The sequence below is a fragment of the Cyanobacterium sp. HL-69 genome (assembly GCA_002813895.1).
Taxonomy (GTDB): Bacteria; Cyanobacteriota; Cyanobacteriia; order Cyanobacteriales; family Cyanobacteriaceae; genus Cyanobacterium.
In genome coordinates this window covers 593,885-608,782 of record CP024912.1, presented here as the reverse complement: position 1 = coordinate 608,782, position 14,898 = coordinate 593,885, and the positions used below count along the sequence as shown (strand labels likewise).

Sequence of the window (14,898 nt, the reverse complement as noted above, 5' to 3'; positions counted from 1 at the left end):
TGGCTAAAATGATCCCTAGAAACTTTCCCTCAATAATAAAAAGTTATGCGGAAAAAAATTATTTGACATTTTTCATCAACACTTGAGTGATGAATATATCGTTTTTCATCTGTAAATCGGCGAGGATTTTTTGTACCATGTCCAAATTTAGCCCTAGGTCTTGGTATTTTTTGACTTTTTGAGCAACCATTGGATTTTCCTAAGGTTTTAGTTGTGTTTTTTTATTGACGTACAACAGAAGGTCGTCACTGAATTGTATAACAACTTTTATCTACAAAGCGGGTGGGGGGAATCGAACCCCCATCATTAGCTTGGAAGGCTAAGGTTTTACCACTAAACTACACCCGCAGGCGCTTTGCTGGTTAACTATTATAGCGAAACTTTTTTTATTGTGCAAGGATACTTTCAGTTTCTCTCTTAAAAAAACCCCTTTTAATTCAAAAATAACCCTGATCACGGTAAAATCATATTACATTTTATTAAGAAATATGGATATAGTTACCTTCACTTTTTTCGTTTTATTGTTATTTCAGGGAGTTTGTACCTTTATTCTTTTAGCCAGACTATTTCGAGGGGCAAGAAGATTTCCCCCTCTTACCCCCAAATCAGCAAAACCTGAGCAGTTAGCAAAAGTTTCCGTAGTAGTACCCACCCTCAACGAAGTAAACCGCATTGATGGAATGTTATCAGGTATTACCCGTCAAACCTATGAACTAAGAGAGATATTAATAGTTGACAGCGACTCGAAAGATGGCACGAGGGAAAAAGTAAAAGATGTGGCACAAAAAGATCCCCGTGTTAAACTCCTAAGTGATCCTCCTTTACCTTCTAATTGGGTAGGGCGCCCATGGGCTTTACATAACGGATTTTTGTCTAGTTCCCCAGATAGTGAATGGATATTGGGCATTGATGCGGATACTCAACCCCAACCCGGTTTAGTGCCTAGCTTGATTGATTTTGCCCAAACTCAGAATTATGATGTTTTGTCCTTATCTCCTCAGTTTATTCTCAAGTCTGGGGGAGAATGGTGGTTGCAACCTGCTTTGTTGATGACTTTGTTATATCGCTTCGAGTCTTCGGGGGTAAATGCCATGACTCCTGAAACGGTGATGGCCAATGGTCAATGTTTTTTGATTAAGCGTAAGGTATTGGAAGATTTAGAGGGATATTCCATGGCTTCTGATTCTTTTTGTGATGATGTTACCCTTGCCCGTGGGGCTGCGATGAAGGGTTATAAGGTGGGTTTTGCGGATGGGGCAAAGTTGATTAAGGTGAGAATGTATGAGGGTTTGCAAGAAACTTGGCAGGAGTGGGGGCGCTCTTTGGATTTGAAGGATGCGGCTTCTAAGGCTCAGTTGTGGGGGGAGTGTGGTTTCTTGGCTTTGGTGCAGGGTTTACCGTTACCTCTAACTATTTTCGGTATCTTCAATTATCATCATTATGATTATCTGACTTTTAAGTTGTTATTTATTCTTAATCTGTTTTTATTGTTAATTCGTTTTGCTCTTTTAGGTGCGATCGCCCCTAGCTATGAAAAAGGAAAATCAGCGAGTCGTTTCTTATTTTGGCTATCTCCCACCGCCGATATTTTCGCCGTCATCCGTATTTTTATATCTGCTATCACTAAACCCAAAACATGGCGAGGCAGAGCTTATGGGTAGTAAATATTTTGTAAATTTATATTAAAAAAAGGGCGTTTGGGCTGGGCTTTTAATGCCCAGTGTACTATCATGATTAATATTGGAGATATAATGTTTTTCGACTAAAAACAGTTGGGACTTTATTATATAAAATACACTCTTATTATCAGGGTTTTTTGAACAAAAGTCAACAAAAAAATCAATTTTTGTAACTATTCTTAACATCTTAATGAGTTGTTGTTTTTCATAACAATATTATTCTCTAAAAGAACTAGGACGTAGAGGGGACAAGGAAATAACAGTATGAATAAAAAAATAATTTGAGGGAAAATGGGTGGTTAGTTCAGTAAATATTAACAACCGATCGCACTTAATTTGTATATTATAGAATAGGTGTTAGGCTAAAGAAAGCGAGAATATTTAAAGATACATAGATTATCAGATTACGCCCCATGAGTACAGTTACCGCAACAAACCCTAAGAATTTAACCGTTGAAAAGCAAGAAAATACCCGACCTACAGCTACAGGAATATATGTAACCGTCCATGGGCATTTTTACCAACCTCCCAGAGAAAACCCCTACTTAAATGCCATTGAGCGTCAACCGAGCGCCCATCCTTTCCATGATTGGAATGAAAGAATTTTTCATGAATGTTATCGTAACAACGTATTTGCTCGTATATATAATGATCAAGGGCAGATAGTGGGCATTGTCAATAACTTTGAATATTTGAGCTTCAATATTGGAGCTACTCTAATGTCATGGTTGCAAAAATATGATCAAGAAGTATATGAGAAGATTATAGAAGCAGATAAGGCGAGTTGTGCAAGGCTTAATGGTCACGGAAATGCGATCGCCCAGGTTTATAATCATATTATTCTGCCCCTAGCCAACGAAAAAGATAAATATACCCAAGTGCGCTGGGGTATCACCGACTTCTATCAAAGATTTGGACGCCATCCAGAAGGAATGTGGTTAGCAGAAACCGCCGTGGATTACGCCACCCTAGGAGTGTTAATCGATGAAGGGATAAAGTTTATTATCCTTGCTCCAGGCCAAGCCAAAAAATGTCGCCCCACAAATCCCGACGGCACAAAAGGAGAATGGTTAGAAGTAGGAGGAGGACAAATCGATCCTACTCGTCCCTATCGTTGTTATGTTAAAGGACATGGTCACATTGATCTATTCTTTTATGATGGCCCCATATCAGGAGATATGGGTTTTGGGGATGTGTTATCTAGTAGCCATAACTTTTATTCCCGTCTCAAGTTAGCCATCAGAGGAGATGACCGAAAATCTCAGTTAATTTCTGTTGCCACCGATGGAGAAACCTTTGGACACCACAAAAGAGATACCGAAAGATGTCTCGCCTATGCCTTTACAAAAGAATTTCCCCAGCAAGGCTGGAATGTAACCAATTATGCCCACTATCTTAGTTTAGTAGAACCCACTTGGGAAGTGGAACTAAAACCCGTCACCGCTTGGAGTTGCTCCCATGGGGTAGATAGGTGGCAGGATGATTGTGGTTGTGGGGGCGGTGGAGGTTTCCACCTCAAATGGCGCCGTCCTTTACGGGATAGCCTCAACTGGTTACGAGATGAGTTAACCAAGGTATATGAAGAAGTTGCCCCTAACTATTTCATCGATATTTGGAAGGCGAGGGATGAGTATGTGAAAGTTATTTTAGATCGTAGCCCCGACAATGTGGACAAGTTTTTGGCAAACCATAGCCGTCAATCCTTACCTCCTTCTGAACAAATTGACGCTTTACGGTTGTTGGAGATGCAGCGTAATTCTTTATTGATGTTTACCAGTTGCGGATGGTTTTTTGAAGAAATTTCCCGTCCAGAGGGTACGCAGATATTACGTTATGCTTCAAGGGCTATGGAGTTAGCGGGGGAAATTTCGGGTATCCAATTAGAAAAAGAGTTTATTAAGCGTCTCAAAAAGGCACCTAGTAATGTGGAGAGTTATGGCAATGGTGGACAAGTATATCTACAGTCGGTAATCCCTAGTCAAATTACCCTCAAGCAAGTAGCCGCCCATTATGCTATTAGTTCTCTCTATACCAATTATTCAACGGATGAGACAATCTACTGTTATGATGCGCACCAATTAGACTATCAAAAACAGCAAGTTGGTTCATTAACTTTAGCGGTGGGGCAGGTTAAATTAACTTCTCAGATTACCCTAGAAAGCTCTCACTATGTTTTTGGGGTAATTCATCTAGGAGGGTGGGATTTCCATTGTTGTATCCAACCTTTTACCAGTCGTTTAGCCTATAGTCAGATTAAGTCTAAATTATTCTCTGCCCTTAAGGATATAAGTGTGGTGGAAGTTATTTTGTTGATGAGTGAGTTGTTTGGTAATCAGTCTTTTGATTTGCAACAGATTTTCGGGGAGGAGAAATTAATTATCCGTGATAAGTTGATGGAGACGACCAAAAAACATCTTGATCAACTTTATACTCAGGTATATCGAGATAATTACAGTATTCTTTTAGCTTATTATCGGGATGATATGCCCGTGCCTCAAGAGTTGCAGGTGGCGGCCCAGGTGGCAATTTCCTATCGTTGTACTCAGGTGATTCAGGAGTTGGCGACTAAATGCCCCATGTCTTGTAATGTGGAGGGTTATTTGATGGAGTTAGAGGCGATCGCATCGGAGGCGGATCATTTAAACTGTAAGTTAGAGATACCAGATGCTAAGGAAACTTTGGAAAAACTGATGGGAGATTTCTTGACTCAAATTTTGGATGGTGCTTCGATTCAAACCATTGAACAGGATATTGATAGTATTAAAAGTATCATCGATTTGGGTAAACTATTAAAAATTGATCTTTGTTTACATAAGGTACAAGAGCAATTATATTTCTTTGTTCATCAAAAATCCATCGAGAGTATCATCGAAAAAGAAACATTAATACCCAATAGTCCTAAATTGCGATCGCTCTTTAAGCTAGGGGAATATTTATCAGTCCATTGTGGTAGATAGGTTTTAGCAATTTTAGACCCTGTGGGGAAATTGTTTCTTGAATAACAAGGGGTTTAAACCCCTTGCCTTACTTGGCAGTAATACCAAATTCTTCTTGGGTAATATACCTATGGGTTAACTTATGAATAGAGATAATTAGCTTATCAATCTACAACTATCAACCTTGAAAAACTGTTCCCCGTTCCCTATTCCCTGTTCCCCACCCTAATTAGTATATTATTAGAACGGGATTTAGTATAATTCCTAAAAAGGCCATTGCCAATTGCGCATTTCTTCCTTATCAATACCATGGGTATGGGCATAGTTAAGATTATCGATGATTTCATTTTTCATCAATTCCTTAAGGTATCCTGCCTTAGATCCTAGTTTTGGGACACGGTCAATGACATCAATAACTAAATTGAAACGATCAATTTGGTTTTTAATAGCCAACTCAAGGGGAGTATTAATATTACCTTCTTCCTTATAACCTCTCACATGGAGACGCTCAGGATTAGGATGACGATAAGCTAGTTTATGAATTAACCAAGGATAACCATGGAAATTAAAGATAATGGGTTTATCTTCGGTGAAAAGGGTGACAAAGTCTCGGTGAGATAAGCCGTGGGGATGTTCGGTTTCATCTTGCAATTTGAAGATGTCCACCACGTTAACAAATCTTACTTTGAGATCAGGACATTCTTCCCTTAAAATCGCTGTGGCAGCGAGGGCTTCCATGGTAGGTACATCACCGCAGGATGCCATAATTACATCTGGCTCGTTGGCTTTGCCTTTTTCATGGTCATTCCCTGCCCAATCCCAAATGCCAATGCCTTTGGTACAGTGTTTGACGGCATCTTCAATGGTTAAATATTGGAGGTGACTTTGTTTGTCGGCGACGATGACGTTGACATAGTCTTTACTGCGCAAACAGTGGTCAATGACGCTTAATAAACAGTTGGCATCGGGGGGAAAATATACCCTAGTAACATCTGCACTTTTATTGGTGACTAAGTCCACAAAACCTGGATCTTGGTGGGAAAAGCCGTTGTGGTCTTGTCTCCACACTGTGGAGGATAGTAAGATATTGAGGGAGGATACGGGCGATCGCCAAGGCACATGATTTTTACATATATCCAACCATTTAGCGTGTTGGTTAAACATGGAATCAATGACATGGGCAAAGGCTTCGTAGGTGTGGAATAAACCATGGCGCCCTGTCAAGAGATAAGTTTCGAGCCATCCTTCGAGGGTATGCTCACTCAACATTTCCATTACCCTACCATCGGGGGAAAGTTCTCCACCATCTTCATCTTCGGGTAAATAATCCGCCATCCATACCTTTTTGGAGACTTCATAAATGGGATGGAGACGGTTAGAAGCAGTTTCATCGGGGCCAAATACCCGAAAACTGGTCATATTACGAGCCATAACATCTCGCAAGAAAATCCCCATGGCTTTGGTGTTTTCAAAACGAGTTTTACCAGGAGAGGTAATTTGTAGGGCATATTCAGGATCTTTAAAATCAGGTAAATCAAGATCTTTTCTTAATAATCCCCCATTGGCAATGGGATTGGCACTCATACGCCTAGCCCCCTTCGGTGCTAATTCTCGTAATTCGGGAATCAAGGTACCATTTTCATCAAATAACTCCTCTGGTTTATAACCTCTCATCCACTCCTCTAATAGGCGCAAATGTTCTGTGTTACTGTGCATATTGCCCATGGGAACTTGGTGCGATCGCCAAAAATTCTCCACCTTATGACCATCAACATTTTTCGGGCCAGTCCACCCCTTCGGAGAGCGAAAAACAATCATCGGCCATCTAGGACGCTTAGGCACACCACTGTTTCTTGCTTCTGACTGAATTTCCTTAATTTTATTAACACACTCCTCAAGGGTTTTAGCCATCTTCTGGTGCATAATTTCAGGGTCATCCCCTTCCACAAAATAAGGCTCATAACCGTAACCCACAAATAAAGCGTGTAACTCCTCATGGGAAATCCGAGACAAAATAGTAGGGTTAGCAATCTTATAACCATTGAGGTGCAAAATCGGCAACACTGCCCCATCACGGATAGGATTAATAAACTTATTGGAGTGCCAAGAAGTCGCCAAAGGACCAGTTTCCGACTCCCCATCACCCACCATCACCACGGAGATAAGATCAGGATTGTCCAATATAGAGCCGTAAGCGTGGGATAAACTATAACCCAACTCTCCCCCCTCATGAATCGAACCAGGGGTTTCTGGGGTTACATGGCTACCAATATGGCCAGGAAAAGAAAACTGTTTAAAAAACTTGCGCATTCCTTCCTCATCCATGCTTTTATCTGGATAAATCTCGGAATAAGTACCTTCTAAATATACGGGTGCAAGAATACCAGGGGCCCCATGGCCAGGTCCTGCCAAATAAATCATATTGAGGTCATACTTATTTATAAGGCGATTGAGATGCACATATACAAAACTCAATCCTGGGCTAGAACCCCAATGACCTAATAATCTATACTTAATATCTTCTGGTTTTAGATGTTCTTTTAAAAGAGGATTAGAACGCAAATAGATCATTCCTACCGCCAAATAGTTACAGGCGCGCCAGTAGGCATCTATTTTTCTCAGTTCCTCAGAGTCTAACACTAAAGACTCTTGATTTAGTTGTGTGGGAGTTTGAACCATAATTGCAATATACTTTCAGTATTTGTACTCAGTCTAGCATCAGATTTTTTGAGGTTCAACTTTTTTTGCATTTTTTAACTATTGCTTAACCTTGTGTACTTTTTCTGAAAAATGTGCTTATTAAATTAATGTTATAAGAGTATAATTGGCTACTAAAAAAAGATGACAATATTTTTCACAAATACAAATATTATTTAACTCTTTTTGATGATTTAGGACGAATTAATCCATGTTACATCATGATTAATGGGGAAATTTTTAATAATGGATAGTTCTCTTTTTGTTTATTATCACTTTATAATTAATTCTCTATTTTTTTATTTCATGCAAATTTCACCATCTACAATTTGCTAAGAGTTACACTATGGATAGTTTAACAACTATAATATTAGGTTAAATAAATTATTTTTTTAGTATTTAATTAATTTTTATTTATTTGTTTAATAATGGCAAAAAAAAGATTATTAATCGAAAATTTAGGTGTCATGCCCTATGAAAAAGTATGGAATTATCAAAAAAAATTGGTACAAAACAGGTTAGACCATGCCGATTTAGATGATGTTTTATTATTAGTAGAACATCCCGCAGTTTATACCCTTGGTACGGGTTCAACCCTTGACAACCTCAAATTTGACCTAAATGATTTTTCTGGTCAGCTATTTCGCACAGAAAGGGGCGGGGAGGTAACATATCATTGCCTAGGGCAGATTGTGATATATCCCATTTTGAATTTACGCAACCATCAGCAGGATTTACATTGGTATTTACGGCAATTAGAAGAGGTGATAATTCAATTGTTGGCTTTTTATGGGGTGGAAGGAACAAGAATTGAGGGTTTAACGGGGGTTTGGGTGAATGAGCAAAAAATTTGTGCTATGGGTATTAAGGTTAAAAGATGGATTACTATGCACGGTTTAGCCCTCAATGTGGACTGTAATTTAGAGGGGTTTGAGCAGATTATTCCCTGTGGGATTCGAGATAAGTCGGTGACGAGGTTGGTTAATTTTGTGTCTAATGTGTCCATGGAGGAGGTTAAAAAACAATTGGTGATGATGTTTAAAAACGTTTTTGGTTATGATTCAAATCTTGAGAATAGCTAAAGATTTGGGGGGTTTTGAAAATCACGGGTTATGATCGGATGGAGCTAACACACCTAAAAAAGTAGATATATATGGCATCTCCAGAAGCGGTAAAAAAATATTTGGCCTATTGGTTTCAGTTACAAAAACCAGTGATAATCGCCCGTCAAAATAAGGCTATTTTGCCCAAGAGGGTGGTTATGGGCGATCGCTATAGCCTAGAATTTGAGAGATGTTGGGATTTAATTTCAGATCCTGCCACGGGTGATTGTTATGTTAAAGGTACTAACGAAACGATTCAAGAATTGCTTTCTTCTAAGTGGGATATTAGTGATTGCGCCCGTTGTAGTATGCCTGTTCCTATTATTGCGGTTGGGTTTCAAGAGTCTAGTTGTGTGTGTGATGATTTGGATAACTGGCCCAATAATGAATTACCATCTCCCCGAGAGCCTGTGAAAAATACCAAGGCATTGAGTGATATTCACCGCCGTTTAAATCGCACTTCTCGCTCCTGTTAAAAATTATTGTCTGCCTGATTTTCGTAGAGCTGTAACCGCATCTAGGGTGGCTTGTGCCACTTTTTTTATTTCCTCCTCAGTGTTAAATCTACCAATGCCAAATCTTAGGGAGGCTTGAGCAAGGGATTTGGAATGTCCTAGGGCTGTCAAAACATGGGAAGGTTTGGTGGATTCGGAGGTACAAGCGGAACCCGAAGAAACCGCAACAGTGGGCTGTAGGGCGAGTAATAAAGCTGAACCATCTACATTTTTAACACTAATATTGAGGTTGTTTGGTAGTCTTTTTTCTAAGTCACCGTTAAGGATAACTCCTTCTAGTTGACTGATTTCTTGCCATAAATAATCTCTCAATTGTTTTTGTTTGAGGTTTTCTGCTTCCATAAGGGCGATCGCCACTTCTACCGCCTTACCAAACCCCACAATATTAGGAGTACACAGAGTACCAGAGCGAATTTTATTTTCTTGCCCTCCCCCCTGAATTTGGGGTGCAATTTTTACCCTCGGATTGCGACGACGAATATATAAAGCCCCAATACCCTTTGGCCCGTAAATTTTGTGAGCCGTCAAAGACATCAAATCAATATTCATTGATTGCACATCAATGGGGATTTTACCAATAGCCTGAGCCCCATCAGTATGAAAAATAACCCCCCTATCATAACAAATCTTCCCAATTTCGGCTAAAGGTTGCAATACTCCAATTTCATTATTAGCCGCCATCACGGATACCAAAATAGTATCCTCTCGCATCGTCTTTTGTAATAAATCCAAATCCAATAAACCATTTTGATTTACTGGTAAAAAACTCACCTCAAAACCTAAATCCATCAAATATTCGCAAGGCTCAATTACCGCCTTATGCTCCGTTGCCACGGTAATAATATGTTTTCCTCTATCAAAATAAGCCTCTGCCACCCCCTTGATGGCCAAATTATCTGCTTCCGTGGCGCCACTGGTAAAAACAATTTCACTTTCCTTGGCATTAATGGCGCTCGCAATAATTTCTCTAGCCTGTTTTATTCCTGCTTCTGCTTCCCAACCATAAACATGGGCAACACTAGAGGCATTGCCAAAATAATCCGTAAAAAAAGGCATCATCGCCTCCAAAACTCTTTTATCCATGGGAGTAGTAGCATGACAATCTAAATATATTGGACGCATGATCTTAATTGATAATGGATAATGGATAATCGAGAATTAATAATAAATTAATTGTCCATTAATCGTCGTTGATTGTCAATTATGGTTTACCATTGCCCATTGCCTATTCCCCATTGCCCATTCCCCATTACCCATTGCCTATTCCCCATTGCCCATTCCCCATTACCCACCTTTGTAACACCACTTTTGACAATAACGTATTAATTTTTTTTGCAATTTTAGGAGATAGCCCAAAATCAGCTAAAATAGAATGTTCATAATCAAATTAACCACTTAACACTATGACTGGAAAAGTAATAGATAGTGGTGCTAACGGTTTACTATTAGTATTACTGCCTTTCGCTCTTATAACCATGGTGGTTTTTGTCGCCTGGCCCCTAATAGTGGGAGCTTTTGCTTTTGCACTAGGGTGGAAGCTATGGCAAACCTACCAATGGCAACAACTATCTACACAAATTGATCCTCTATTTAATCAACTAGTTAACGTCAATAAAGGATGTTTAACTATATTGGATTTATCTTCAAAAACAGGTTTAAGCTCTCGTATATCTAAATGGTATTTAGATCGTAAAAAAGAGGAATATGGAGCAGTAAAAAGACTTTATGATGATCAAGGAGTTGTTTATTATTTTTTAACAGCCAACACTTTGGGCAGTATTCTTGATGATAGTGAAACCGAATCTGCACCAAAAACTAATTTAATCTCTTCATCTGATTCTCATTGTTCCGATGAGAATGCTACCACAGTAATTGAAACTCCGAGCCAATCTTCTGCCGTTGTTGATACTTCGGTTGACGCGGATGATTCATCGACAACCAAAGAATCTATTAGTGACCATAGTAACAAAAGTATCTCTGAGGAGGATGATACTCCTTCTGTAGCCCCCCCAGAGGTGATTAAGTCTGATTTGGGGGAAGTTATCGAGACTTCTACTTTAGTTTTAAATCAAACTGAGTTGGCAAAGCGTCTGGAGGTTAGCCCTAGCACTGTGGGTAAGAGAAAGTTAGATGATGATTTCGGAATTTGGAGTCAAAGTCGAGATCCTGATGGCATTCCATGGTTTTATAAAGAGGAGGAAAAAGAGTTTATTCCTCGGGAGTCTTAGATTTACTCAGGGTTAATTCTTTTTTTTATCTATGGGGAGAGAAGGGGTTTAAGCCCCCTATTATTTTTATTAACGTCCGTATTTTTTACGGATTTTTTTTGTATATTTTTGTAACTAAAAATCAAGTTTAGATAACTTTGGCTAGGTTTTATTAATAATAGAACTATTTTTGAAATGGGGATAATATAATTAAAGACAAATAACTCAAGGGAATCACTCAGTATATTGATAATAGTTAAGCTCTGGGGGTTATTTTGACTTGATTAATTTAGGATTAGTTTCTATAAAAAGCATCTGTTTTAGACAAAATAAAGATTATCAAGATAATTGTTTTTGGTGCTATTTATCACTGATTAATCTATTTTAACCCCTAGTTTCAGGAGAGAAGAAATGCAAATAAGTGATATACTCAAGCGTTATAATCAGGGCGATCGCGACTTTAGAGAAATCAATCTTAGTAAGAGTAATTTAAGCGGCATGAACTTAAGTTATGCTAATTTGTCTCGCTCTAAATTGATGGAAGCTCATTTGGCTTGGTCAGATTTACAACGATGTTTTTTACTTGAATCTGATTTGCGCGGTGCTTTTCTTTATGGTGCAAATCTAAGTTTTGTAAAGCTCAAAGAAGCTCTATTAATAGAGGCTGATTTAACTAAAGCTGACTTACAGGGAGCTCAACTACACAAAGCAGATTTACAAGGGGCAACCCTCAGCGGTGCGGTATTAAATTGGGTTAACCTTTATATGGCAAATCTACCAGCCGTAAATCTTTGTGGTGCTAACTTGGAAGGGATTAATTTACGGGGTGCTAACTTAGAAAAGGCTAATTTGAATTGGACAAATTTAAGTGGGGCAAGGTTAAGTGGTGCTAATTTGCGAGGGGCAAAACTCTATGGCATTAAGTTAAAAGGGGCTTTTCTCAACGGCTTAGATTTACACGGTATCAATTTTAGTGCCATGGATTTACAAGAGACAAAAATGAGCGGCATGAAACTCTATGGCAGTGATTTTAGTGGCAGTAATATGCAGTCTGCCTATATGCGTCGCAGTGTTTTGGATAAGGCCAATTTAAAAAATGTAGTGTTAAATAAAGGCCAGTTAAAAGGTGCTCAATTTGTTCAAGCAAATTTGATGAAAAGTGATTTGAGTGAAACGGATTTGAGAATGGCGGATTTAAGTTTTACTAATCTTAATTTGGTTAATTTGAAGGGTGCTGATTTAAGTAATGCCAACCTACACGGGGCTTACCTTTGGGGGGCTTGTCTTGATGGGGCTATTGTCAGGGGTGCTAATTTTACAGGAGCAAATTTACGGGATGCTGATTTATCAGGCATAGATTTATCAGATGCAATTCTGACAGGGGCAACCATGCCTGATGGGAAGGTTCATTTATAGTTAATTAAGGCGACGGGCGATCGCACTTTCCCAAGTATCAACCATAGAATCAAGGTCAATATTGATAAGGGATTGAGCCGAATTAATTTCCAAACTATTACCCTTAACCGTGCCAATCTCCTGCCAATTATTAGGTAAATTATCAGCCAAAAACTGTTCCCATGCCTCTTTATTATCACGAGAAACAGAGACGATAATGGCACTAGCCAACTCCCCAAATAAAGCCGTATCGAAACGACCATCAAAAGCAGGTAAATTAACCACTGCACCCAAATTGCCACCGATACAACATTCTGCAAGAGCAACAGTAAAACCACCCTCCGCACAGTCATGGGCAGAATTTACCAAACCATGGCGAATCCCCTCACGACAGGCTTTTTGTACCGCTTTTTCTAAATCAAAATTAAGGGTAGGAGGTTTTCCAGCGATGGTATCGTGGATAGTGGCTAAATATTCAGAAGCCCCCAAACTAGGATTAAAAGCCCCTAAGAAATAAATTAAATCCCCTTCCTGTTGCCATCCTTGCCCCGCAATTTTGGTAATATCAGGAATCAAACCCACCATGCCAATCACAGGGGTAGGATAGATGGGTTGAGGATTACCATCGCTATCCACCGTTTCGTTATACAAGGAAACATTACCCCCCGTTACAGGGGTTTCAAACTGACGACAGGCTTCGGAAATACCACTACAGGCGTGATGTAATTGCCAATAACCGATGGGCTTTTCAGGACTACCAAAATTAAGATTATCCGTCACTGCAATGGGTTCAGCCCCCACACAGCTAAGGTTACGAGCCGCTTCTGCCACTGCCAAAGATGCCCCCCAATGAGGATCCAGATAGACATAACGGGGGTTGCAGTCTGTGGTTGCCGCTATACCCGTTTTCGCCAATTCAGGCTTACCATTCACAGGGCGCACCCGAACAATGGCCGCATCAGCGCCCCCAGGGAGCATGACAGTATTATTTTGTACTTGGTGATCATATTGGCGATAAATCCACCGTTTAGAGGCGATAGTGGGCTGATCGAGGAGGGTTAAGAGAACCTCAGACCATTTTTGATCTTTTACCCCGTTTTCGTCGCACTCAGGCAATTTTGCTTCGTTCCAAGCCCATGCCTTTTGGGCATATTCGGGGGCTTCGGAGAGTAACTCATGATGATAAACAGGGGTATTGTCCGCTAGGGCGGTGGAAGGCACTTCGGCAGCGATGCTTCCTTGGTGAAGGATACGGACGATTTGCTCTTCGATCACCTTCCCCGCTACCACGGCATGGAGTCCCCAACGCTCGAAAATATCGATTAATTCTTGTTCTCTGCCTTTTTGGGCGACAAATAACATTCTCTCTTGAGACTCGGAAAGGAGATATTCGTAAGGAATCATCCCTGTTTCCCTTGCTGGGATTTTGTCTAAGTCTAACTCGATGCCCAATCCCCCTTTGGCGGCCATTTCAGAGGTGGAACAGGTAATTCCTGCTGCCCCCATGTCTTGAGCCGCTACCACTGCCCCTGTTTTAAATGCTTCCAAACAGGCTTCTACGAGGGATTTTTCGAGGAAAGGATCTCCTACTTGGACTGCGGGGCGATCGTCCATAGAATCGTCCGTTAACTCGGCACTGGCGAAACTTGCTCCCCCCATACCATCACGCCCTGTGGTAGAACCCACATATAAAACAGGATTACCTACCCCAGAAGCTCCTGATTTGACAATAGTTTCTGTTTCCATCAAGCCAATAGCCATGGCATTAACAAGAGGGTTTCCTTTATAGGCCGAGTTAAAATACACTTCACCCCCCACGGTGGGAACCCCAATGCAATTGCCATAGTGACTTATACCCTCTACTACTCCTTTAAAAATTCTTTTGGTGTGGGGGTTATCTAAATTTCCAAATCTGAGAGAATTAAGAATGGCAATAGGACGAGCTCCCATGGTGAAAATGTCTCTGAGGATGCCCCCTACCCCTGTGGCGGCTCCCTGAAAAGGCTCGATCGCACTGGGATGATTATGGGATTCAATTTTGAAGGCAACCTGTAAACCGTCCCCAAAATCTACTACCCCTGCATTTTCCCCAGGGCCGACTAAAATTCTTTCTCCTGTAGTGGGAAATTGGGAAAGGAGAGGACGGGAGTTTTTATAACAACAATGTTCTGACCACATTACCCCAAACATCCCTAATTCTGCTTTGTTGGGGTGTCTGCCTAAGCGTTGGACTATATCTTCATATTCAGAAGGTTTCAAGCCTTCGGATGCAATTTCTTCAGGGGTAAAGGGCGCTGACATAAATAATTATTTATTTTCGTGAATTAACGCTTTTATTATCCCATATTCACATATCCTAATCAAAC

General features: G+C 40.1%; 10 protein-coding genes and 1 tRNA gene. 6 read left to right on the top strand and 5 right to left on the bottom strand.

What is annotated here, in order from left to right; all coding sequences use genetic code 11:
- Nucleotides 1-58: 58 nt before the first annotated feature.
- Both AA637_RS02785 and AA637_RS02780 read right to left on the bottom strand, forming a co-directional pair.
- Nucleotides 59-190 (bottom strand): hypothetical protein, encoded by a 132-nt coding sequence (locus tag AA637_RS02785; protein WP_255365546.1) that lies wholly within the window; start codon nucleotides 188-190, stop codon nucleotides 59-61.
- An 87-nt stretch (nucleotides 191-277) separates the two neighbouring features.
- Nucleotides 278-348, bottom strand: a tRNA-Gly gene (locus AA637_RS02780).
- A gap of 140 nt (nucleotides 349-488) precedes the next feature.
- Here AA637_RS02780 and cruG point away from each other — a divergent pair.
- Together cruG and AA637_RS02770 are read left to right on the top strand one after the other, a co-directional pair.
- Nucleotides 489-1,661, top strand: a complete 1,173-nt coding sequence (gene cruG / locus AA637_RS02775; RefSeq protein ID WP_446683803.1) for a 2'-O-glycosyltransferase CruG — start codon at nucleotides 489-491, stop codon at nucleotides 1,659-1,661.
- 431 nt (nucleotides 1,662-2,092) lie between these two features.
- Complete coding sequence (locus AA637_RS02770; protein ID WP_446683802.1) at nucleotides 2,093-4,636, top strand: DUF3536 domain-containing protein; 2,544 nt, start codon at nucleotides 2,093-2,095, stop codon at nucleotides 4,634-4,636.
- A 243-nt stretch (nucleotides 4,637-4,879) separates the two neighbouring features.
- Here the strand turns inward: AA637_RS02770 and AA637_RS02765 are convergent, their stop codons facing one another.
- Nucleotides 4,880-7,294 carry a phosphoketolase family protein gene (locus tag AA637_RS02765; RefSeq protein ID WP_446683801.1) on the bottom strand — a complete coding sequence of 805 codons (2,415 nt, stop codon included), beginning with the start codon at nucleotides 7,292-7,294 and terminating at the stop codon, nucleotides 4,880-4,882.
- 446 nt (nucleotides 7,295-7,740) lie between these two features.
- Here AA637_RS02765 and lipB point away from each other — a divergent pair, with 446 nt between their 5' ends.
- Together lipB and AA637_RS02755 are read left to right on the top strand one after the other, a co-directional pair.
- The gene (gene lipB / locus AA637_RS02760; RefSeq protein WP_446683800.1) at nucleotides 7,741-8,394 is read left to right on the top strand and encodes a lipoyl(octanoyl) transferase LipB; all 654 of its coding nucleotides are present in this window, start codon (nucleotides 7,741-7,743) and stop codon (nucleotides 8,392-8,394) included.
- A gap of 71 nt (nucleotides 8,395-8,465) precedes the next feature.
- A complete protein-coding gene (locus AA637_RS02755; RefSeq protein WP_446683799.1) occupies nucleotides 8,466-8,891 on the top strand; it encodes a hypothetical protein in 426 nt (141 codons plus the stop codon).
- A 3-nt stretch (nucleotides 8,892-8,894) separates the two neighbouring features.
- On the opposite strand, the gene AA637_RS02750 is transcribed toward AA637_RS02755, so the two are convergent.
- A complete protein-coding gene (locus tag AA637_RS02750) occupies nucleotides 8,895-10,052 on the bottom strand; it encodes a cysteine desulfurase family protein (RefSeq protein ID WP_446683798.1) in 1,158 nt (385 codons plus the stop codon).
- Between the two features lie 281 nt (nucleotides 10,053-10,333).
- On the opposite strand from AA637_RS02750, the gene AA637_RS02745 reads away from it, so the two are divergent.
- Nucleotides 10,334-11,158 (top strand): hypothetical protein, encoded by an 825-nt coding sequence (locus AA637_RS02745; RefSeq protein WP_446683797.1) that lies wholly within the window; start codon nucleotides 10,334-10,336, stop codon nucleotides 11,156-11,158.
- Between the two features lie 390 nt (nucleotides 11,159-11,548).
- Nucleotides 11,549-12,553 (top strand): pentapeptide repeat-containing protein, encoded by a 1,005-nt coding sequence (locus AA637_RS02740; protein WP_069791032.1) that lies wholly within the window; start codon nucleotides 11,549-11,551, stop codon nucleotides 12,551-12,553.
- On the opposite strand, the gene purL is transcribed toward AA637_RS02740, so the two are convergent.
- Nucleotides 12,554-14,833, bottom strand: coding sequence for a phosphoribosylformylglycinamidine synthase subunit PurL (gene purL, locus AA637_RS02735; RefSeq protein WP_446683796.1), 2,280 nt, complete (start codon nucleotides 14,831-14,833; stop codon nucleotides 12,554-12,556).
- Nucleotides 14,834-14,898 lie beyond the last annotated feature (65 nt).